General features: G+C 73.4%; 18 protein-coding genes. 4 read left to right on the forward strand and 14 right to left on the reverse strand.

Annotated elements, in window-relative coordinates; all coding sequences use genetic code 11:
* Window positions 1-6 precede the first annotated feature (6 nt).
* The 3 genes from GA0070616_RS10515 to GA0070616_RS10525 all read right to left on the reverse strand — a co-directional run bounded on the left by GA0070616_RS10515 (window position 7) and on the right by GA0070616_RS10525 (window position 1,955).
* On the reverse strand, window positions 7-717 hold the full coding sequence (locus GA0070616_RS10515) for a hypothetical protein (RefSeq protein WP_091080141.1): 711 nt from the start codon (window positions 715-717) through the stop codon (window positions 7-9).
* Window positions 718-870: 153 nt separating this feature from the next.
* Window positions 871-1,446, reverse strand: coding sequence for a peptide deformylase (locus tag GA0070616_RS10520; protein WP_091080144.1), 576 nt, complete (start codon window positions 1,444-1,446; stop codon window positions 871-873).
* Window positions 1,443-1,955, reverse strand: coding sequence for a glycine cleavage system transcriptional repressor (locus GA0070616_RS10525; protein WP_091080148.1), 513 nt, complete (start codon window positions 1,953-1,955; stop codon window positions 1,443-1,445). The genes GA0070616_RS10520 and GA0070616_RS10525 overlap by 4 nt, the downstream gene beginning before the upstream one ends.
* Before the next feature lie 97 nt (window positions 1,956-2,052).
* On the opposite strand from GA0070616_RS10525, the gene GA0070616_RS10530 reads away from it, so the two are divergent.
* Window positions 2,053-2,958 carry an HhH-GPD family protein gene (locus GA0070616_RS10530; RefSeq protein ID WP_091090441.1) on the forward strand — a complete coding sequence of 302 codons (906 nt, stop codon included), beginning with the start codon at window positions 2,053-2,055 and terminating at the stop codon, window positions 2,956-2,958.
* A 92-nt stretch (window positions 2,959-3,050) separates the two neighbouring features.
* Here GA0070616_RS10530 and GA0070616_RS10535 read toward each other — a convergent pair whose 3' ends face one another.
* The 3 genes from GA0070616_RS10535 to lysS all read right to left on the reverse strand — a co-directional run bounded on the left by GA0070616_RS10535 (window position 3,051) and on the right by lysS (window position 8,306).
* Window positions 3,051-5,591, reverse strand: coding sequence for an ATP-dependent Clp protease ATP-binding subunit (locus tag GA0070616_RS10535; protein ID WP_091080150.1), 2,541 nt, complete (start codon window positions 5,589-5,591; stop codon window positions 3,051-3,053).
* A gap of 741 nt (window positions 5,592-6,332) precedes the next feature.
* Window positions 6,333-6,683, reverse strand: a complete 351-nt coding sequence (locus tag GA0070616_RS10540; RefSeq protein ID WP_091080152.1) for a histone-like nucleoid-structuring protein Lsr2 — start codon at window positions 6,681-6,683, stop codon at window positions 6,333-6,335.
* A 114-nt stretch (window positions 6,684-6,797) separates the two neighbouring features.
* Window positions 6,798-8,306, reverse strand: a complete 1,509-nt coding sequence (gene lysS / locus GA0070616_RS10545; RefSeq protein WP_091080154.1) for a lysine--tRNA ligase — start codon at window positions 8,304-8,306, stop codon at window positions 6,798-6,800.
* 90 nt (window positions 8,307-8,396) lie between these two features.
* On the opposite strand from lysS, the gene GA0070616_RS10550 reads away from it, so the two are divergent.
* A complete protein-coding gene (locus tag GA0070616_RS10550) occupies window positions 8,397-9,140 on the forward strand; it encodes a class I SAM-dependent methyltransferase (RefSeq protein ID WP_091080156.1) in 744 nt (247 codons plus the stop codon).
* A 3-nt stretch (window positions 9,141-9,143) separates the two neighbouring features.
* On the opposite strand, the gene GA0070616_RS10555 is transcribed toward GA0070616_RS10550, so the two are convergent.
* The 7 genes from GA0070616_RS10555 to GA0070616_RS10585 form a co-directional block, all read right to left on the reverse strand.
* A complete protein-coding gene (locus tag GA0070616_RS10555) occupies window positions 9,144-9,902 on the reverse strand; it encodes a type III pantothenate kinase (RefSeq protein WP_091080160.1) in 759 nt (252 codons plus the stop codon).
* 9 nt (window positions 9,903-9,911) lie between these two features.
* On the reverse strand, window positions 9,912-10,832 hold the full coding sequence (gene nadC / locus GA0070616_RS10560; RefSeq protein WP_091080163.1) for a carboxylating nicotinate-nucleotide diphosphorylase: 921 nt from the start codon (window positions 10,830-10,832) through the stop codon (window positions 9,912-9,914).
* Window positions 10,829-12,520 (reverse strand): L-aspartate oxidase, encoded by a 1,692-nt coding sequence (locus GA0070616_RS10565; protein WP_091080166.1) that lies wholly within the window; start codon window positions 12,518-12,520, stop codon window positions 10,829-10,831. Before GA0070616_RS10565 ends, nadC begins: the two co-directional genes overlap by 4 nt.
* A 74-nt stretch (window positions 12,521-12,594) precedes the next feature.
* Window positions 12,595-13,494 (reverse strand): septum formation family protein, encoded by a 900-nt coding sequence (locus GA0070616_RS10570; protein WP_091080169.1) that lies wholly within the window; start codon window positions 13,492-13,494, stop codon window positions 12,595-12,597.
* Between the two features lie 98 nt (window positions 13,495-13,592).
* A complete protein-coding gene (gene panD / locus GA0070616_RS10575) occupies window positions 13,593-14,015 on the reverse strand; it encodes an aspartate 1-decarboxylase (RefSeq protein WP_091080172.1) in 423 nt (140 codons plus the stop codon).
* 35 nt (window positions 14,016-14,050) lie between these two features.
* Window positions 14,051-14,899, reverse strand: coding sequence for a pantoate--beta-alanine ligase (gene panC, locus GA0070616_RS10580; RefSeq protein WP_091080175.1), 849 nt, complete (start codon window positions 14,897-14,899; stop codon window positions 14,051-14,053).
* Entirely contained in the window at window positions 14,899-15,924 is a 1,026-nt protein-coding gene (locus GA0070616_RS10585; RefSeq protein WP_091080178.1) for a Rossmann-like and DUF2520 domain-containing protein, read from the reverse strand. The genes panC and GA0070616_RS10585 overlap by 1 nt, the downstream gene beginning before the upstream one ends.
* Window positions 15,925-16,139: 215 nt before the next feature.
* Here GA0070616_RS10585 and GA0070616_RS10590 point away from each other — a divergent pair, with 215 nt between their 5' ends.
* The gene (locus GA0070616_RS10590; protein ID WP_091080188.1) at window positions 16,140-17,249 is read left to right on the forward strand and encodes an SAM-dependent methyltransferase; all 1,110 of its coding nucleotides are present in this window, start codon (window positions 16,140-16,142) and stop codon (window positions 17,247-17,249) included.
* 151 nt (window positions 17,250-17,400) lie between these two features.
* Entirely contained in the window at window positions 17,401-18,567 is a 1,167-nt protein-coding gene (locus tag GA0070616_RS10595; protein ID WP_175440030.1) for an NADH-quinone oxidoreductase subunit D, read from the forward strand.
* A gap of 18 nt (window positions 18,568-18,585) precedes the next feature.
* Here GA0070616_RS10595 and GA0070616_RS10600 read toward each other — a convergent pair whose 3' ends face one another.
* On the reverse strand, window positions 18,586-20,430 hold the full coding sequence (locus GA0070616_RS10600) for a hypothetical protein (RefSeq protein WP_175440031.1): 1,845 nt from the start codon (window positions 20,428-20,430) through the stop codon (window positions 18,586-18,588).
* Window positions 20,431-20,483 lie beyond the last annotated feature (53 nt).

The raw sequence follows: 20,483 nt of genomic DNA on the forward strand, positions 1-20,483 counted from the left end.
CGTCGCTCAGCCGGTGAGGGTCAGCTTCACCGGAGCGCTGAGCTTGGTGCCGACCCGGGCGAAGACCTCGTAGCTGCCAGCCGGCGGGGTCGGCCCGTTGGCCACCCCGTCGGCGCACCGGGTGCTCGCCCGGCCGTTCCAGGTCACCTGGTACGAGCGTTCGAAGCCGGCGGTGAAGGACTGCACGTCCGACCCGTTGGCGGTGCCGCACGTGTCCGAGGACCAGACCTTCTCCGCGCCGGACTTGATGAACAGTTCCTGCTCGTCCGCGCCGACATCCCGGCTGCACGTCCGCTCCGCCCGGTTGCGGATCCTCAGTTTCAGGTCCACGGGCGCGCCCCGCACCACGGTCGCGGGCAACGGCACCGCCGTCACCGTCAGCTCGGCGTCCGCGCAGGCGCCCGCGTCGGCCACCGGGGCGACCGGGGCCGGGGGGTTGTCGGTCAGGCTGGGCTCGACCGACGGGTCGGTGCCCGGTTCGGCCGACCCGCCCGGCACCGGCAGACCGGTCTGCGGGGTGAGCGCCGAACCGGTGGCCTCCGGCGTCGTCCCGCCGGACGCGCCCGAGTTCGGCTGCCCGTCCTTCGCGTCGCGATCCGGATCCGGACCGTTACAGGAGTAGAGCAGAACAATCAGGAAGAGCAGACCTGCTCCGAGCACGACGGCACGACGCCGCCAGTACACGGCAGGGGGCAGGGGGCCGACCGTCAGACGCATGATGCCCCACCGTAGCGGCGTGGCGCGTCGCCGGCAGCAGCGACGCGCCGGGACGCGCCCGACCCGCTCCCGGCGACCATCCACATGCGACAGTCAGCCGGCCGAGTGGTCACCGGGAGTCACCACCGCAGCCTGACCGCCGCCCGGCCGTCATCAGAGGTAGACCTTGCGTTGGTAGACGGCGTGAGCCCCCGCCACCCGGTCGAGGAACAGCAGACCGGCACAGTGGTCGATCTCGTGCTGCAGCGCCCGCGCCTCGAACGCGTCCGTCGCCAGGCGCACCTTCTCTCCCGTGCCGGGCAGCATGCCCTCGACCACCAGCCGACCGGCCCGCTTCACGTCGCCGGTCAGGTCGGGCACCGACATGCAGCCCTCCCGCCCCGCCTTCCAGCGGGACGCCTCCACCACGCGGGCGTTGCACAGCACGAACGTCCCGTGCACCGTCACCGCCTTCGGGTGCCCGGTGACGTCCACCGCGAAGACCTGGGCCTCCACGCCCACCTGCGGGGCGGCCAGACCGACGCAGCCCGGCGACACCCGCATCGTGGCGATCAGGTCGGCCGCCAGCCGCACCGTCTCGTCGGCCGTCGGATCCACCTCGCCGGCCGCCCGGCTGAGCACCGGATTCGGCGCCGACACCACCGGCAGCACGCACCCCGGCACCGTCAGCGCCTCCGGCGTCCAACCGCCGAGCCCCACGTACCCCGTGGTCGTCTCCCCGCCGCTCACAGCAGGTCCGGATCGGCCGGTCGGAGGGTGACGTCGACACCCAGCTCGGCCGCAGCCGTCGCGAGTCGGGCGGCCAACCCGCCGGCCACCCCCGGCGGCAGGTCCACCTCGGCCACCACGACGTAGAGCGCCCCGGCCAGCCGGGTGCTCAGATCCGTCACGTTGCCGCCCTCGTCGGCCAGCACCCGGGTCATCGCCGCGACGATGCCCATCCGGTCCGCGCCGTGCACCGCCATCACGTACGGCTCGCCGGCCGACTCGGCAGCACCGTCCGGGGTGACCGCGCGTACGGTCGCCAGCAGCTGGCCGTCGGCGGCCAGCGGCACCAGCGCCGCCTCGACCTCGACGGCGGCCGGCCCGACACAGATCAGGGTCATCGCGAAGTGCCCCCGCAGCCGCGTCATCGTGCTGTCGGTGAGGTTCGCCCCGAGCCGGGCGAGCACCTCCGCGACGTCGGCCACGATGCCCGGCCGGTCCCGGCCGATGACAGTGATCGCAAGCTCGTTCATCCGGGCATTCTGCCCGATCGGGCCGGCACTCCCCGACACGCCCCGCCCGGACCGCCCACCCAGCGGGACCTGCACGCATGGGATCATGGACGACGCGATGACAGAACCCGATTTCGCCACCCTGGTCAGCCGGTGGTACGAGCGCAACGCCCGCGACCTGCCCTGGCGCAAGCCGGACGTCGGCGCCTGGGCCATCCTGGTCAGCGAGGTCATGCTCCAGCAGACCCCCGTCGTGCGGGTGGTGCCCGCCTGGGAGGCGTGGATGGCACGCTGGCCGGTGCCGGCCGCGCTGGCCGCGGACAGCCCGGCGGAGGCGATCCGGATGTGGGGCCGGCTCGGCTACCCCCGGCGCGCGGTCCGCCTGCGCGACTGCGCGGTGGCGATCGTGGAACGGCACGGCGGCGACGTCCCCGACCGGCTGGACCACCTGCTGGCCCTGCCCGGCGTCGGGACGTACACCGCGCGGGCGGTTGCCGCCTTCGCGTACGGGCAGCGTCATCCGGTGGTCGACACCAACGTTCGCCGGGTCGTCTGCCGGGCGGTGGCCGGTGAGCCCGACGCCGGACCGGCGACCCGCCCCGCCGACCTGGTGGCCACCGAGGAACTGCTCCCCGTCGAGCCGGCCGCCGCCGCCCTCACCAGCGCGGCCATCATGGAACTCGGTGCCGTGGTGTGCACCGCCCGCTCGCCCCGCTGCGCCGGGTGCCCCGTCGAGGGCATCTGTGCGTGGCGGGCCAGCGGTCGGGTCGCCCCCGAAGGCCCCAGCCGCCGCCCCCAGCGGTACGCCGGCACCGACCGGCAGGTCCGCGGCCTGCTGCTCGGCGTGCTCCGCGAGACGACGGGCCCGGTTCCGCGCCAACGTCTCGACCAGGTGTGGACCGACGACGTGCAACGATCCCGAGCCCTGGCCGGCCTCGTCACCGACGGACTCGTCGAACCGGTCGGCGAGGCGTCGTACCGCCTGGTCGGCGACGGTCCGCCGGCCGCCCCGGCGCTCGCCTGATCCCGAGGGCCCGCGCACCGGTGGGCGGGTGAGCGGCCCCAGGAACGGCGGTGGCCCGGTGGCTGCTGCCACCGGGCCACCGCACTTCTCGATCAGCCGGCTTGCTGCTCGTCCGCCCCTGCGGCGGTGCCGCTGAGGTCGGCGGGGACGGCGTCCGGTACGTCTACCGGACGGTCCGAACCCCGGAAGACGAGCTTCGACTTGTCGACGTCGTTCGGATCGCCCTCGCAGTCCACCACCACGATCTGACCCGGGGTCAGCTCGTTGAACAGGATCCGCTCGGACAGGTTGTCCTCGATGTCCCGCTGGATCGTGCGACGCAGCGGACGGGCACCGAGCACCGGGTCGAAGCCCTTGGTCGCCAGGTACTTCTTGGCGCTGTCGGTCAGCTCCAGGCCCATGTCCTTGTTGCGCAGCTGGGTCTCGATCCGCTGGATCATGATGTCGACGATCGACAGGATCTCGTTCTGGCGCAGCTGGTGGAAGACGATCGTGTCGTCGATCCGGTTCAGGAACTCGGGCCGGAAGTGCTGCTTCAGCTCGTCGTTGACCTTCTGCTTCATCCGGTCGTAGTTCGAGTCCGCGTCCTCCGACGCCTGGAAGCCCAGCGACACGGCCTTCGCCACGTCACGGGTGCCCAGGTTGGTGGTCAGGATGATGACCGTGTTCTTGAAGTCCACGATCCGGCCCTGACCGTCGGTGAGACGGCCGTCCTCCAGGATCTGGAGCAGCGTGTTGAACACGTCCGGGTGGGCCTTCTCGATCTCGTCGAAGAGGACCACCGAGAACGGCCGACGCCGCACCTTCTCGGTCAGCTGCCCACCCTCGTCGTAGCCGACGTAGCCGGGAGGGGCACCCACCAGCCGGGACACCGTGTAACGGTCGTGGAACTCGGACATGTCCAGCTGGATCAGCGCGTCCTCGCTGCCGAACAGGAACTCGGCGAGCGCCTTCGACAGCTCGGTCTTCCCGACGCCGGACGGGCCGGCGAAGATGAACGAGCCCGACGGGCGCTTCGGGTCCTTCAGGCCGGCCCGGGTACGCCGGATCGCCTTCGAGACCGCCTTGACCGCGTCCTCCTGGCCGATGACGCGCTTGTGCAGCTCGTCCTCCATGCGCAGCAGGCGGGAGGTCTCCTCCTCGGTCAGCTTGTAGACCGGGATGCCCGTCCAGTTGCCGAGGACCTCGGCGATCTGCTCGTCGTCGACCTCGCTGACGACGTCCAGGTCGCCGGCCTTCCACTCCTTCTCCCGCTGGGCCTTCTGGCCGAGCAGCTGCTTCTCCTTGTCGCGCAGCTGGGCGGCGCGCTCGAAGTCCTGCGCGTCGATCGCGGACTCCTTGTCGCGACGCACCTGGGCGATGCGCTCGTCGAAGTCCCGCAGGTCTGGCGGGGCGGTCATCCGGCGGATGCGCATCCGGGCACCGGCCTCGTCGATCAGGTCGATCGCCTTGTCCGGCAGGAAGCGGTCGGAGATGTACCGGTCGGCCAGCGTCGCGGCAGCCACCAGGGCGGCGTCGGTGATCGAGACGCGGTGGTGCGCCTCGTACCGGTCGCGCAGGCCCTTGAGGATCTCGATGGTGTGGGCCAGGGACGGCTCACCCACCTGGATCGGCTGGAAGCGGCGCTCCAGCGCGGCGTCCTTCTCCAGGTGCTTGCGGTATTCGTCCAGCGTGGTTGCGCCGATGGTCTGCAGCTCGCCGCGGGCCAGCATCGGCTTGAGGATGCTCGCCGCGTCGATCGCGCCCTCGGCGGCACCCGCGCCGACCAGGGTGTGGATCTCGTCGATGAACAGGATGATGTCGCCGCGGGTGCGGATCTCCTTGAGCACCTTCTTCAGGCGCTCCTCGAAGTCACCGCGGTAGCGGGAGCCGGCGACCAGGGCACCCAGGTCGAGGGTGTAGAGCTGCTTGTCCTTCAGCGTCTCGGGCACCTCGCCCTTGATGATCTTCTGGGACAGCCCCTCCACCACGGCCGTCTTCCCGACGCCGGGCTCACCGATCAGGACCGGGTTGTTCTTGGTGCGGCGGGAGAGCACCTGCATGACCCGCTCGATTTCCTTCTCGCGCCCGATGACCGGGTCGAGCTTGCCCTCGCGGGCGGCCTGGGTCAGGTTCCGGCCGAACTGGTCCAGCACCAGGCTGGTCGACGGCGCGGCCTCACCCGGTGCGGCGCCCGCCGCGGCGGGCTCCTTGCCCTGGTAGCCGGAGAGCAGCTGGATGACCTGCTGGCGGACCCGGTTGAGGTCGGCGCCGAGCTTGACCAGCACCTGGGCGGCGACGCCCTCGCCCTCGCGGATCAGGCCGAGCAGGATGTGCTCCGTGCCGATGTAGTTGTGGCCGAGCTGAAGCGCCTCGCGCAGCGACAGCTCGAGCACCTTCTTGGCTCGCGGCGTGAACGGGATGTGCCCGCTGGGCGCCTGCTGGCCCTGGCCGATGATCTCCTCGACCTGCTGGCGCACGCCCTCCAGGGAGATGCCGAGGCTCTCCAGAGCCTTGGCGGCGACACCCTCACCCTCGTGGATCAGGCCCAGCAGGATGTGTTCCGTACCGATGTAGTTGTGGTTGAGCATCCGGGCCTCTTCTTGGGCCAGGACGACAACCCGTCGCGCTCGGTCGGTGAACCGCTCGAACATGCCCTCGTGCTCCTCACGTGCCGTGCGCACTCGATCTTGATGGTCAAGACTCTCGGCGGGGCCGGGTGCGCGGACGTCCGGGACGGGCGTCCGTGCCTCATTACTCTATCGCCGCGAACCGACTCGGCTGACCTCGTGTGTCCGCGCCGGGGGCCTGGTACGCGCCGTTTTGCACAACCCTGCGCGCTCAGCGCATGTTCCGGGCCCCCCGCCTGTACGCGCAGAGCGAAATTCGCCGACCCCCGAAACCCCCCATCGACACCCTCGGCCGCCCCGGCGGACACCCCGACTCGTCCACAGCCTGTGGACAACTCGTCCACGGCCTGTGGACAACCGACTGGGCCTGTGGACGCCCCGGAGCGCCGGCCGCCACGAGGGCGAGTGACGGCAGGCACCGGAGGACGGTGCCACCGCGCGCGCCGGCACGTCGGCACGCACGGCCCGGCGACATGACAGGCGCGGGAGGTCCGGGTCGCGGCAGGGCGTCGCCGCACCGACGTGACAACGGCCACACGCGCGACCAAGGGCCCAGGCCCGCTGCCGGGCGGGGCCGCCGCCGGGCACGGGGGCCCGACGCCGGCACGGGAGCCGACGCCGGGGGCGCAGCCCCGCCGCCGGGCACGGGCCCGGGGCCGGCCACAGGTCCGAGGCAGGCCACAGGCACGAGGCAGGCCACAGGTCCGACGACGCCGGGCCCGGAGATCGTCTCCGGGCCCGGCGTCGAACACCCTCGGGTCGGTCTCAGTGACCGGCCTTGGAGTGGAACTCGTCGACGATCTCCTGCGGGATCCGCCCCCGGTCGGAGATGTCCTTGCCCGCCTTGCGGGCCCAGGCCCGGATGGCCTTGTTCTGCTCGCGGTCGGCGGTGGCGCCACCCCGACCCCGGGCCGCTCGACCGCCGACCACCACGCCGCCCCGACCCACCTTGGTGCCGTGGGCGACGTACGGCGCGAATACCTCGCGCAATTTATCGGCGTTGGAGTTCGACAGGTCGATCTCGTACTGAACACCATCGAGCGCGAACTTGACGGTCTCGTCAGCGTCCCCGCCGTCCAGGTCATCGACCAGCTTGTGAATGATCTGCTTGGCCACGTCCCACAATCCTTCCGAGCAGGGTGATCCTGCGAACTGGAAGCACAATAACCCGTCAGATGCTTGTCGCGTCAACAGGATGCCGTAACCAAGTGGTCGAAGGGCCCCAGGCGACTACTCCGGTCGGACCAACGGGAAGAGGATGGTTTCCCGAATTCCCAGGCCGGTCAACGCCATCAGCAGCCGGTCGATTCCCATTCCCATACCACCGGCGGGCGGCATTCCGTACTCCATCGCCCGGAGAAAGTCCTCGTCGAGCCGCATGGCCTCGTCGTCGCCGCGGGCCGCGAGCTGCGCCTGGGCCACCAGCCGCTCCCGCTGCACCACCGGGTCCACCAGCTCCGAGTACGCGGTGCCCAGCTCGAAGCCGAGGACGTAGAGGTCCCACTTCTCGGCCAGGCCGGGCTCGCTGCGGTGGGCCCGGGTCAGCGGGCTGGTCTCCTCCGGGTAGTCCCGGACGAAGGTCGGCGCCTGCAGGCCGGGGACGACCAGTTCCTCGAAGAGCTCCTCGGCCAGCTTGCCCGGACCCCACTTCGGGTCGACGGCCAGGCCGACCTTGTCGGCGTACTCCACCAGGCGGGCGCGCTCGGTGCGGACGGTGACCTCCTCGCCCAGCGCCTCCGAAAGCACCCCGAACAGGGTGACGGACCGCCACTCGCCACCCAGGTCGAACTCCCGGCCGTCGGCGTGAGTGACCACCGTCGAGCCGCCGACCGCGATGGCGGCCTGCTGCACGATATTCCGGGTCAGCTCGGCCATGGTGTCGTAGTCGCCATAGGCCTGGTAGGTCTCCAGCATCGCGAACTCGGGCGAGTGCGATGAGTCGACACCCTCATTACGGAAGTTGCGGTTGATCTCGAAGACCCGGTCGACCCCGCCGACCACGGCCCGCTTGAGAAATAGTTCGGGGGCGATTCGTAGATACAGATCGGTGCTGAGCGCATTGCTGTGGGTCACGAATGGCCGGGCGGTGGCCCCACCGTGTAGAAGTTGCAGCATCGGGGTCTCCACCTCGATGAAACCCCGACCGTGCAGGGAATCCCGCAGGCTGCGTACGGCCGTTGCCCGGGTGCGCACCATCTGCCGTGCCTGCGGACGCACGATCAGGTCGACGTAACGCTGCCGGACCCGGGCCTCCTCGCTGAGCGGCTTGTGGGCCACCGGCAGCGGGCGCAGCGCCTTCGCCGTCACCGCCCACTGCTCGGCCAGCACCGACAGCTCGCCCCGACGACTGGTGATCACCTCACCGGTGACCCCCACGTGGTCGCCGAGGTCGACCAGCCGCTTCCAGTCGTCCAGTCGCTCGGGGCCGACCCGGTCGAGCGAGAGCATCGCCTGGAGTTCGGTCCCGTCGCCGTCCCGCAGGGTGGCGAAGCAGAGCTTGCCGGTGTTGCGGACGAAGATCACCCGGCCGGTGACCGAGACCCGGTCGCCGGTGGCGGTGTCGGTGGGCAGTTCGGCGTACTTCCGGCGGATCTCCACGAGGGTGCTGGTGCGGGGGAAACCGACCGGGTACGGCTCGACGCCCTCGGCGAGCATCCGGTCCCGCTTCTCCCGGCGGACCTTCATCTGCTCCGGAAGGTCGTCGGCGGGGTCGACTGGCACGGGCGTCTGCTCGGTCACGGCACGCTTCCTCGGAGGGAGATATCGGGCGGGGTCAGAGCACGAGCGTACTCAAGCGGTTTGACCGGTGTTACGGGATAACCTGCCGCCATGACGGACCCCACTCAGGCCCTCTCCTTCGGCGCTGCCGCCGCCGAGTACGACCGGTACCGTCCCCGATATCCCGAGGCCGCGCTGCGCTGGGCGCTCGACGGGCTCGCGGCCTCCGCGCGGGTCGTCGACCTGGGCGCGGGCACCGGCATCCTGACCCGGGGCCTCCGCGACCTCGGGTACGACGAGGTGACCGCCGTCGAACCCGACCCGGGGATGCGGGCCCGGCTGGTCGAGTCCACCCCCGGCGTGACCGCCCTGGCCGGCAGCGCGGAGGAGATGCCACTGCCCGACGGGTACGCCGACGCGGTCGTCGTCGGCCAGGCGTACCACTGGTTCGACCGCGACCGGGCACACCCGGAGATCGCCCGGGTGCTGCGCCCCGGCGGTGTGCTCGCCCCGATCTGGAACCTCCGCGACGAGCGGGTCGCCTGGGTGACGGAGCTGAGTCGGATCGCCGAGGTCGGCGACACCGTCGACCACGTCCGGGCGTACGTGACCGGCTTCGGGGCGGCCTTCGACGCAGGCGAGTGGGCCGAGTTCGGCCACGCCACCACGCTGACGCCCGACGAGCTGCTCGGGATGGTCCGCACCCGCTCGCACTACCTGACGGCCTCCCCCGAGCAGCGGCAGAAGGTAGACCGGGAACTCCGCGACCTGCTGGCCGCCCACCCCGACCTCGCCGGGCGGGACACCCTCGACCTTCCCTACCGCACCCTGGCCCTGCGCGCCCGGCGCCGGTGACGCTCAGAGGTTGCGGTCGTAGACCATCCGCAGGCCGATCAGGGTGATCATCGGCTCGTGGGCGGTGATCGTGCGGCACTCGTTGACCACCAGCGAGGCCAGCCCACCGGTGGCGATCACCGCCTTGACCTCGCCCAACTCCTCGACCATCCGCTCGACGATGCGGTCCACCTGGCCGGCGAAGCCGAAGTAGAGGCCCGACTGGAGACACTCGACCGTGTTCTTGCCGATCACCGAGCGCGGCTTCGTCGCCTCCACCTTGCGCAGCTGCGCGGCTCGGGCGGCGAGCGCGTCGAAGGAGATCTCGATGCCCGGCGCGAACGCGCCGCCGAGGAACTCACCCCGGCCGCTGATCACGTCGAAGTTGGTGGTGGTGCCGAAGTCGACCACGATCGACGGCCCGCCGTAGAGGGTGTACGCGGCCAGGGTGTTCACCACCCGGTCCGCGCCCACCTCCTTCGGGTTGTCGATCGCCAGCTGCACACCGGTGCGGACGCCCGGCTCGACGATCACGCTGGGCAGGTCGGCGTAGTACCGCGACAGCATGGTGCGCAACGAACGCAGGGCCGCCGGCACGGTGGAGCACGCCGCCACCCCGGTGATCTCGACGGCGTCGCCCGCGAGCAGCCCCCGGAACATCAGGCCCAGCTCGTCGGCGGTCGACCGGGCATCCGTCTTGATCCGCCACGAGTGCACCAGCTTGTCGCCTTCGAAGGTCGCCAGCACGGTGTTCGTGTTTCCGATGTCGATGCAGAGCAGCACGCACGCAGCCTAGACGGCGCGGCGCGAAGGACCCACCGGCGTACGGAGGTCCAACGCGATGTCGAGGATCGGTGACGAGTGGGTCAGCGCACCCACCGACAGGAAGTCCACGCCGGTCGCCCCGACCTCCGCCGCCACCTCCAGGGTCAGTCCGCCCGTCGCCTCCAGCTCCGCGCGGCCCCCCACCGCCGCGACCACCTCCCGCAGCACCGCGGGGGGCATGTTGTCCAGCAGCAGGAACTCCGCACCGGCCGCCACGGCCTCCACCGCCTCGGCCACCGTGTCGACCTCCACCTGCACCGACACCTCGGGAAACGCCTCCCGGACCCGGCGGTAGGCCGCGGTGATCCCGCCGGCGGCGAACTTGTGGTTGTCCTTGACCATCGCGACGTCGTACAGACCCATCCGCTTGTTCGTGCCGCCGCCGGCCCGCACCGCGTACTTCTCCAGGGCTCGCAGGCCGGGCGTGGTCTTGCGGGTGTCGAGCACCATCGCCCTCGTGCCGGTCAGCGCGTCGGCCCAGGCCCGGGTGTGGGTCGCCACCCCGGACATCCGGCACAGCAGGTTGAGCGCCGTGCGCTCCGCGGTGAGCAGCAGCCGGGTCGGGCCGGTCACCGTGGCCAGCACGTCGCCGCGCGCCACCCGCTCGCCGTCGCGGGCCACCACCGACACCTCGACCGTACGCCCCGCCCCGGTCACCTCGCCGACCAGCTCGAACGCGGCGGCGGCCACCGCCAGCCCGGCCACCACGCCGTCGGCGCGGGCCACCAGGTCGGCGGTGTCGGTCTGGTCGGCGGGGATCGTGGCGACGCTGGTGACGTCGCGGAAGTCCGGGCCCAGGTCCTCCACGAAGGCGGTCTCCACCACCGCCCGCACGTACTCCGGGTCCAGCCCGCGCTCGCGCAGCGCCCGTTCCGTCGAAGGCGTCATGACCTCTCCCATCGTTGCGTCAGGCGTCCCTGGGGTCCGAGCGACGCCACGAGGTGACCGTGCCACCGCCCGTCGGCCGTCGGGAAGTCCTCCCGCCAGTGGCAGCCCCGCGTCTCCTGCCGGGCGTAGGCGGCAGCGACCAGCGCCGACGCCACGGTGACCAGGTTCGTGGCCTCCCAGTCCGCGGTACGCGGCACACCCCGGCCCGCTCCCACGTCGACCAGTGTCGCCGCCGCCTGCCGGAGGGTCGCCGCCGAGCGGAGCACTCCCGCACCCCGGGTCATCGCCCGTTGCAGCACCGGCGTCGTGCCCGCCGGCACCACCCGGCCCGCGCCGCCGCGCCAGGCCCCCGTGTCGGCCGGCTGCGCCTGTTCGGGCAGTCCGGCGGCGATGTCGTCGGCGATCCGGCGGGAGAAGACCAGCCCCTCCAGCAGCGAGTTGCTGGCCAGCCGGTTCGCGCCGTGCACGCCCGTGCAGGCGACCTCGCCGCAGGCGTACAGGCCGGGGATGGAGGTGCGGCCACGCAGGTCGGTGCGCACACCCCCCGAGGCGTAGTGGGCGGCCGGAGCGACCGGGATCAGGTCGGTGGCCGGATCCACGCCGATGGCCAGGCAGGACGCCACGATGGTGGGGAACCTCCCGGCCAGGAAGTCGCCGCCGAGGTGCCGGGCGTCGAGGAACACGTGGTCGGCGCCGGTGGCCAGCAGCACCCGGTGGATGCCCTTGGCGACGACGTCGCGGGGGGCCAGCTCGGCCAGCTCGTGTTGGCCGACCATGAACCGCTTGCCGTCGCCGTCGACCAGGTGGGCGCCTTCGCCGCGCAGCGCCTCGGAGACCAGGGGCTGCTGGGCGTGGCCCGCGCCGGGCAGCCGGGCGTGCTCGGGGACGATCAGTGCCGTCGGGTGGAACTGGACGAACTCCACGTCGGTGACGGCCGCGCCGGCCCGCATCGCCAGCGCCACCCCGTCGCCGGTGGACACCGCGGGGTTGGTGGTGGCCGCGAACACCTGGCCCAGACCGCCGGTGGCCAGCACCACCGCCCGGGACAGGATCGCGCCCACGCCGTCCTCGCTGCCCTCACCGAGCACGTGCAGGGTGATCCCGCAGGCCGGGCCGAGCCCTCCGGAGCCGTCACCGGGTGCCCGGAGCAGATCCAGCACCAGGGCATGCTCGACCAGCCGGATCCACGGATCGCGGCGGACGGCCGCGTGCAGGGCGCGCTGCACCTCCGCGCCGGTGGCGTCGCCGCCGGCGTGCACGATCCGGTCCGCCCGGTGCCCGCCCTCCCGGGTGAGCATCAACGAACCGTCCGGATGCCGGTCGAACTCGGCCCCGACCCGCATCAGCTCCCGCAGCCGGGTCGGGCCCTCCTCCACCAGCACCCGCACCGCCGCCGGGTCGCACAGCCCCACCCCGGCGACCTCCGTGTCCGAGGCGTGCGCGGCCGGGGTGTCGTGCGGGTCGAGCACCGCCGCGATGCCGCCCTGCGCCCAACGGGTCGACCCCTCGTCGATGTCGACCTTGGTGACGACGGTGACGTGCAGCCCCGCCTCACGAAGGTGCAACGCCGCGGTCAGGCCGGCCACGCCGGAACCCACCACGATCACGTCGGTGGTCTCCACCCAGCCGGGCGCGGGAGCGGCCAGCAGCGGGGGCGGCGTCGGCAGGTCGACGGTCGCAAGGTCCATGCCGACAGTCAACCCGAAGGAACCTCCCCCGGGGCGGCGGGGGCGGTACGAGTGGTTTCGGCTACGACGCCGGGCTACTTCGTCCGCACCGGCAGACCGGCCGGACCGGCACCCTTCAGCGAGGCGGTCACCGTGCGGTCGCTGAGCCAGAGGTAGCAGCGGACACCCCGGTCGCCGACCCGCCAACGGCCCGGCCCGGGCGGACGGATCACCACCCCGCTGCGGAAGGGCAGGTCGACGTCGTCGGGGACGCCCACGTACCGGCCGAGCACCGTGCGGCAGCCGGTGTACAGGGGAACCCAGTCCCCGTCCTTCGTCGGGTACGGACGGTCCGGCGCGGGCCACACGCCGACGAACTCGGCGTCGTGCCGGGTGCCGCAGTCCACCGGCACCAGGGTCTGCACGCCGCCGCCCCGCCCGGCGCGGGTCTGCTGGCAGCCGAGCCGTAGCGGGGAGGGTGCCTTCAGGGCGTCACGCAGGCTTCCGGTGCGGGTGACGACGGTCGCCGCCGCCTCGACGCCGGTCACCTCGGCCAGGTCGCAGCGGTACCAGCGGGCACCGGCCGCCCAGCCCGGCCCGGACGGCAGCGCGACGGCCAGCCGGAGCCGACCCGCGCGCCAGTTGTCCCCCACGTGACCGTTCGCCCGGGTGTCGCAGTCGGCGAAGGCCCCCCGCAGTTCCGTCGAGCCGGTGGCGGGCGGTGCGGCCCGCTCGGCCGGGAAGGAGCCCACGTGCACCGTCTCGATCCCGTGCGGGTCGGCGCAGTCGACCGGCTCGTACGCGTCGAGCGGCACCACGTCGGCGAACGTCGCGTGACAGACCCCCGCGGCCGGGGTGAACGGACCGGGCACGGGCAGCGCCCCCCAGTCGTCGACCAGGTCGCCGTCGGTGCCCGGCACCGAGCCGCACCCGACCAGGAGCGCGGTCGCGGCGACCGCCGCTACCAGGGCCCCGATGGCACGCTGCTGCCTCACCCGGCCTCCCCCAGCCAGCACCGTCACCCGACGGCGCCCCCAGGCTAACCGAACATCACCCTCCGGTGACAGACCGGAACAACCCTCCCCACCCGGGGTCAGACCGCCGCGAGGGGATTCGGGACGGGGGCTCCGGCGGTGCCGGGGGCGGCGACCGACGGGTCCGCGCCGAGGTCGACGACCCGGTTGTCGGCGTCGACGTGCACCACGACCGGTCGGTAGGTGCGCGCCTCGGCGGAGTCCATCTGCGCGTACGAGATGAGGATGACCAGGTCGCCCGGGTGCACCAGGTGCGCCGCGGCGCCGTTGATCCCGATCACGCCGCTGCCCCGTCTCCCCGGGATCACGTACGTCTCCAGCCGCGCGCCGTTGGTGATGTCGACGATCGCGACCTGCTCACCGGGGAGCAGATCGGCGGCGTCGAGCAGGTCCTCGTCCACGGTGACCGAGCCGACGTAGTGCAGGTCTGCCTGGGTCACCGTGGCCCGGTGGATCTTCGACTTCAGCATGGTCCGCAGCATCGGACAGCCTTTCCGCAGGTGGGGGTGTGTGAAGGTCAGGGACGGGGAGCGAGGTGAACCGCCGCGTTGTCGATCAGCCGGGTGCCGCCGACCCACGCCGCGACCAGCAGCCGCGCCGGGCCGGCGACCGGCCCCGGCTCCAGGTCGGGATCGGTGAGCACCAGGTAGTCCAGGTCGGCGCCGGGCGTACCCGCGCCGAAGGCCGCGTGCGCGGCGGCCAGCACCGCCCCCGCGTCGGCCCCGGCCTCGGCGGCGTCGACCCCGGCCCGCAGTGCCGCCGACAGAGTCAGCGCCGCCTCCCGCTCCCCGGCCGAGAGGTAACGGTTGCGGCTGGACAGCGCCAACCCGTCCGGCTCGCGCACGGTCGGCACCCCGACCACCTCGACCGGCACGTCCAGGTCCCGACACATCCGCCGCACCAGGGCCAGTTGCTGGTAGTCCTTCTCGCCGAAGAACGTCAGGTCGGGCCGGGTGAGCTGGAGCAGCTTCAGCACCACGGTGAGCACCCCGTGGAAGAAGCCGGGCCGGCTCAGGCCCTCCAGGTCCGCGCCGAGCGGGCCCGGGTCGATGCGCACCGAGGGTTGGCCGTCCGGGTACATCTGGGTCACCGAGGGCGCGAAGACCACGTCCGCGCCGGCCCGACGGCACACCTCCAGGTCGGCGTCGAGGGTGCGCGGATAGCGGTCGAAGTCCTCCGTCGGGCCGAACTGCAACGGGTTCACGAACACCGTGACGATCACGTGGTCGGCCCGTTCCCGGGCGGCCCGCAGCAGCGTCTCGTGCCCGGAGTGCAGGGCCCCCATGGTCATCACCACGCCGACCGTGCCCTTGCAGTCGGCCCGGGCCGTCGCCAGGTCCGCGCGGGTGTGCACCAGTTCCGTCATCAGGCTGCTCCCTTGGCTCGCGACTGCGGGGTCCGCAGGCCCGGCCCACGTTCCGTACCCGCCGCGACCCCGGTGCGGGTGGCGGCCAGGACGCCGAGCAGGGACTCCGCGTCGACCGGGCGCAGTCGGCCGGCGGCGATGGCCCGGTCGGCGGTACGGCGGGCCAGGGCCAGGTAGGGGGCGACCGACTCGGGGGCGGTCGCCGCGAGCCGGGTCAGGTGCCGCGCCACGGTGCCGGCGTCGCCCCGGGACACCGGGCCGGTCAGCGCGTCGTCGCCGAGTCGCAGCGCGTTCTCCAGGGCCGCGCGCAGCAGCGGGGCCAGCACCTTCTCCGGCTGTCGCACCCCGGCGTCACGCAGCCGGTCGGCCGCCTCGTTGACCAGGGTCACCAGGTGGTTGGCGCCGTGCGCCAGCGCCGCGTGGTAGAGCGGGCGGTCCGCCTCACCGATCCACTCCGGCACCCCACCCAGGTCGGCGACCAGTCGGGCGGCCAGCGGGCGCAGGTCCGCCGGGGCGGTCACCCCGTACGAGATGCCGGCGAGGCGGCCCAGGTCGTCGGGCGTACCGGTGAAGGTCATCGCCGGGTGCAGGGCGAGCGGCCGGGCACCGACGGCGGTGGCCGGATCGAGCACGGTCAGCCCGTGCGCGCCGGAGGTGTGCGCGACCACCTGACCGGGACGCAGCGCGCCCGCCTCGGCCAGCCCGGCGACCACGCCCGCCAGCGCGTCGTCGGGAACCGCCAGCAGCAGCAGGTCGGTGGCGGCCCGCGCGACCGAGGTGGCGGAGCGGCGGGGCACCCCCGGCAGCAGCAGGGCCAGCCGGGCGCGGGACGCGTCGGAGACCCCGGCGGCGGCGACCACCCGGTGTCCGGCCGCCGTGAGTGCGGCGCCCAGGGTGGCACCGACCCGCCCGGCACCGATCACGCCGACGGTGAGCAGACGGGAGGTGGTGGGCGGGGTGGCGGCCCGCGACGCCGTGGCAGGCCCCTGCGGGGCGGCCGGGCGCGGGCGCAGCGGTGCGCTCATTCGACGATCCAGTCCTCGAGAAGGGGTACCGGTCGAGGGCAAGTATGCGCCGTCTCGGCAGATCCGAAACAAGGATGTGTGAAAACGTTCACCGGCGGCGCGGGGTCGGCGGGCGCGGCGTCCGCCGGGGTTCCGGCCGGCGGCAGGGGTACGACCGCCGGGGATCCCTGACCGTAGGGTCGGCACGGTGACGGACCTGATCGAGGGATGACCTGATGTCGATGCGGTGGCGCGACGCCATGGACCGGGCACTCTACGGACCGGGCGGCTTCTTCGTGTCCGGGGCCGGGCCGGCGGCGCACTTTCGCACCAGCGTGCACGCCTCCCCCGCCTTCGCCTCCGCGGTGCTGCGCCTGCTCGCCGAGGTCGACGCCACCCTGGGGCATCCGCCGGTGCTCGACGTGGTCGACGTCGGGGCGGGCAGGGGGGAGCTGCTGCGGGCGCTCGCCGGGCAGATGTCGGCGGCACCCACCCACGCTGGGCGGTCGGGCCTGCTTCCCGCGGGTCCGGGCGGCCCGGACCCGACCACCGACCGCCCGTCCCGGTCGCCCGGCTCCCATCCCGCGGGACCACCGAACCAGGTATCCCTGGCCGACCGGGTACGCCTCACCGCCGTGGAGCGGGCCGCCCGCCCCGCCGACCTGCCGGCGGCGATCGGATGGCTGGACGAGATCCCGTCGGGCGTCTCCGGGCTGCTGATCGCCACCGAGTGGCTCGACAACGTGCCACTCGACGTGGCCGTACCCACCGGCGAAGGTTGGCGCTACGTGCTCGTCGACCCGACCACGGGCACGGAGACCGTCGGCCCCCCGCTCACCCCGCAGGACGCCGACTGGCTGCACCGGTGGTGGCCCGAGGCGGAGAACGGGGTCAGGGTGCGGGCCGAGATCGGGCGGGAACGGGACGAGGCGTGGGCGGATGCCGTCGGCAGGGTCGACCGGGGGCTGGCGGTGGCCGTGGACTACGGGCACCTCAGGGCGGGTCGACCGGTCGACGGGACGCTGACCGGTTACCGGGGTGGGCGGCAGGTGCCACCGGTGCCGGACGGGTCCCGGGATGTCACCGCGCACGTCGCCGTCGACTCGGTCGCCTCCTGCGGCGAGCGGGTCGCCCGGTGTGCGTACTCCCTGGTGTCGCAGCGGGAGGCGTTGCGGGCGCTCGGGGCCGACGGCGCACGACCGCCGCTGAGCCTGGCCGCCACCGACCCGACCGGATACGTGCGGGCGCTGGCCGCCGCGTCCACGGTGGCCGAGCTGACCGATCCGGCCGGGCTCGGCGGGCACTGGTGGCTCCTCCAGCCGGTCGGAAGCGCACCTGATCCGTGACCCGGCCGGTGCCCTTCCGCCCGGCCCGCGTGGACGGCGGCACGGGTTTCGCCCTCTCGCAGCGTCCGCGTCTCCTGACGGATCGGATCGCGGCATCTCGCGGTGAACCCACGCCGGGAGCCCGCGACCGTCGATGGCCCCGCGTGGCACGATGACGGGCATGACCACCGACGCCGACCTTCGCGAACTGACCGTCGGCACCGGAGCCGGCGGGGAGCAGCTCGGCACCGACATGGTGCTCAACATCGGCCCCCAGCACCCGTCGACGCACGGCGTGCTGCGGCTGAGACTGGTGCTCGACGGGGAGCGGGTGGTGGCCGCCGAGCCGATCGTCGGCTACATGCACCGGGGTGCGGAGAAGCTGTTCGAGGTACGCGACTACCGGCAGGTCATCGTGCTGGCCAACCGGCACGACTGGCTGTCGGCGTTCTCCAACGAGCTGGGCGTGGTGCTCGCCGTGGAGCGGCTGATGGGCATGGAGGTGCCCGAGCGGGCGACCTGGCTACGGATGGCGCTCGCCGAGCTGAACCGGGTGCTCAACCACCTGATGTTCCTCGGCTCGTACCCGTTGGAGATCGGCGCGATCACCCCGATGTTCTACGCCTTCCGCGAGCGGGAGACCATCCAGACGGTGCTGGAGGAGGTCTCCGGTGGCCGGATCCACTACATGTTCAACCGGGTCGGTGGGCTCAAGGAGGAGGTGCCCGCCGGCTGGACCGGCCGGGCCCGTGCCGCCATCGGCGAGGTGCGCCGCCGGATGCCCGACCTGGACAACCTGATCCGCCGTAACGAGATCTTCCTGGCCCGTACCGTCGGCGTGGGCGTGCTGTCCGCAGCCGACGCCGCCGCCTACGGGGCGTCCGGGCCGGTGGCCCGCGCCTCCGGGCTCGACCTCGACCTGCGCCGCGACGAGCCGTACCTGGCCTACGACCAGCTCGACGTGCCGGTGGTGACCCGCACGTCCGGGGACTGCCACGCCCGGTTCGAGGTGCTGCTCGACCAGGTGTACGCCTCGCTCGACCTCGCCGAACAGTGCCTGGACCGGGTGGACCGGCTCACCGGCCCGGTCAACACCCGACTGCCGAAGGTGCTCAAGGCCCCGGAGGGGCACACGTACGCGTGGACGGAGAACCCGCTCGGCATCAACGGCTACTACCTGGTGTCCCGCGGGGAGAAGACACCGTGGCGGCTCAAGCTGCGCACCGCGTCGTACGCGAACGTGCAGGCCCTGGCCACGTTGCTGCCCGGCTGCCTGGTGCCGGACCTGATCGCGATCCTCGGTTCGATGTTCTTCGTGGTCGGCGACATCGACAAGTGAGTCCGGCGCGGGCCCCGGTCAGCGCCAGCGCTCCGCGCCGGCCCGGGGACCGTCGTCCTGCGGCGGGTAGCCGTAGCGCGGCCCCTCGACGTGGCCGTGGCGCGGCTGCTCGCCGTGCCCGTATCGCGACCCCTCGGGGTGGCCGTAACGCTCGGTTTCCGGTTGGTACCCCCACTGCGGCTCGGGGGCAGGGCCCCACTGTGGCTCGGGCTGCCGGCCGCGCTGCTGCGGCACCCGCCACTCCTGCGGCACCGGTACCCCGCCGACGGGCAGCGCCGGGCGGTCCTCCGGTTCGTCCCAGCGACCGCGCCATTCCTCGCCACCGTCGTGGGCCTGCCAGGCTTCGTACCCCTCGGCGTCCCGCCGTGGCGCGGGCCCGTCGTCGTGGCGGCGAGGTCCGGGCCCCTCCTGGACGCGGCGGGGCTCGTCGTGCCGGACGGCAGCCCACCGGTCGGCCATCCGGTACTCGGTGCCGGAACCGTCGGCGTGCACCTCCGCACGTCGCTCCCCGACCCGCACCTCCCGCCCCCGGTCGTCCTCGCGTACCGCGGCCCACCGGTCGCCCGCGCGCAGCTGCGCCCAGTACTCCCCGGTGTCGTCCGGCCCGGCCGCCGGCGCCGGCCGACCCGCCGTGGCCTCCCAGTCCTGCGGACCGTCGCCCCGCTGGTCCGCCCCGGGCGACCAGGACCGGTCGTGCCGGGCGCTCCAGGTCTGTTCGTCCGCCGGGGCCGACCACGCCCGGTCGTCCCCGGTCCCGGCCCTGACCTGCGCCTCGCGGGGAGTCCAGCTCTCCTGGTGGGAAGCGGCCCGGCCGCCGGCGCGCGGGGCCGACCAACCGCGGTCCGCGTCGTGCGGCGACCCACCGGCGCCTGCTCCGGGTGCAGGGGCGCGGCCGTCGACACCGCTCCGGGCACCCCGGCGGCCGCGCTCCGGATCGTCGCCGGAAGCGCCGTCGTGCCCGGCCCACGGCCGGGCACCCTGCTCCGTCGACCAGCGGTCGTACCCGCCGTAGGCGCCACCCTGCTCACCCGACACCCCACCGTCCACGATGGTGTGGCGGGTGGTGACGTGCACCGTCTCGGTGTGCCGCACCACGCCCAGCGGACGCGGTGCCGGCTCGGTGCGCGGCTCCCGTTCCGGCCGCGCCGCGCCGTACACCCCGGCGGCGGCCCGTGCCGTGCCGTGGCCGCCCGGAGCGGGACGGTCCGCGCCGTGGCCGGCGGGGGTGAAGCGGTCCGCGCCGGGCCCGCTCGCGCCGTGGCGGCCAGGGGCGGAACGGTCGACCCCGGGCACCCCGACGGAACCGGCCGCCGGTCGATCCGGTGCCGGCGGGACGGCGCCGTGGCCGCCTGCCTGACCGGCCGGGCCTGCGCCGCCCTGACGCACCGCTGGCTCGGGTCGGCCAACAGCCCGGCCCGGCACAGCAGCAGGGTCATCCGGCACGGGCACCCGGGCCCGGCCCGGACCCGCGGGTTCCTCCGCCGGCACACCAGCGCCCTCCGCCGCCAGCCGCCGGTGCAGCCCAGCGACCGCGTCCTGAGCCCGCTGGGCCTGGTCGAGTGCCTGATTGCCGCGCTGGGCGGCGGCGACGATCTCGCTGCGCAACTCCCGACGGAGCTGCTCGACCTCGTCCGTCAACTCCTGGACGCGGGCCCGCCCGCCCTCGTCCGTCCGCAACGCGATCGACAACCCGATCAGCACGACGGCGACGATGGCCAGCACCGCGGCGAGCCGCAGCGGGCCGTTGCCGTCGGCGACCAGAAGGATCAGCGCCGCGATCGGGGCCAGCCCCACCCCGCCCCAGAAGAGCACGGTCAGCAGTTGCGGGGCACGGGTGTCGGCGGCGACGTCCGAGGCTGGCATGGCTGTGCAGCCTACCGAGAGTTGTCCCACCTGGGAACGGCCCCGGACGTACC

This window comes from Micromonospora nigra, from assembly GCF_900091585.1.
Taxonomy (GTDB): domain Bacteria; phylum Actinomycetota; class Actinomycetes; order Mycobacteriales; family Micromonosporaceae; genus Micromonospora; species Micromonospora nigra.

Bases quoted from the DNA above. Each gene is read 5' to 3' on its own strand.
- GA0070616_RS10530 (WP_091090441.1), top strand. From the start codon at position 2,053: ATGACAGAACCCGATTTCGCCACCCTGGTCAGCCGGTGGTACGAGCGC.
- panD (WP_091080172.1), bottom strand. From the start codon at position 14,015: ATGCTGCGGACCATGCTGAAGTCGAAGATCCACCGGGCCACGGTGACC.
- GA0070616_RS10535 (WP_091080150.1), bottom strand. From the start codon at position 5,591: ATGTTCGAGCGGTTCACCGACCGAGCGCGACGGGTTGTCGTCCTGGCC.
- panC (WP_091080175.1), bottom strand. From the start codon at position 14,899: ATGACGGAACTGGTGCACACCCGCGCGGACCTGGCGACGGCCCGGGCC.
- GA0070616_RS10595 (WP_175440030.1), top strand. From the start codon at position 17,401: ATGACGGGCATGACCACCGACGCCGACCTTCGCGAACTGACCGTCGGC.
- GA0070616_RS10565 (WP_091080166.1), bottom strand. From the start codon at position 12,520: ATGGACCTTGCGACCGTCGACCTGCCGACGCCGCCCCCGCTGCTGGCC.
- nadC (WP_091080163.1), bottom strand. From the start codon at position 10,832: ATGACGCCTTCGACGGAACGGGCGCTGCGCGAGCGCGGGCTGGACCCG.
- GA0070616_RS10525 (WP_091080148.1), bottom strand. From the start codon at position 1,955: ATGAACGAGCTTGCGATCACTGTCATCGGCCGGGACCGGCCGGGCATC.
- GA0070616_RS10515 (WP_091080141.1), bottom strand. From the start codon at position 717: ATGCGTCTGACGGTCGGCCCCCTGCCCCCTGCCGTGTACTGGCGGCGT.
- GA0070616_RS10600 (WP_175440031.1), bottom strand. From the start codon at position 20,430: ATGCCAGCCTCGGACGTCGCCGCCGACACCCGTGCCCCGCAACTGCTG.
- GA0070616_RS10590 (WP_091080188.1), top strand. From the start codon at position 16,140: ATGTCGATGCGGTGGCGCGACGCCATGGACCGGGCACTCTACGGACCG.
- GA0070616_RS10585 (WP_091080178.1), bottom strand. From the start codon at position 15,924: ATGAGCGCACCGCTGCGCCCGCGCCCGGCCGCCCCGCAGGGGCCTGCC.
- GA0070616_RS10550 (WP_091080156.1), top strand. From the start codon at position 8,397: ATGACGGACCCCACTCAGGCCCTCTCCTTCGGCGCTGCCGCCGCCGAG.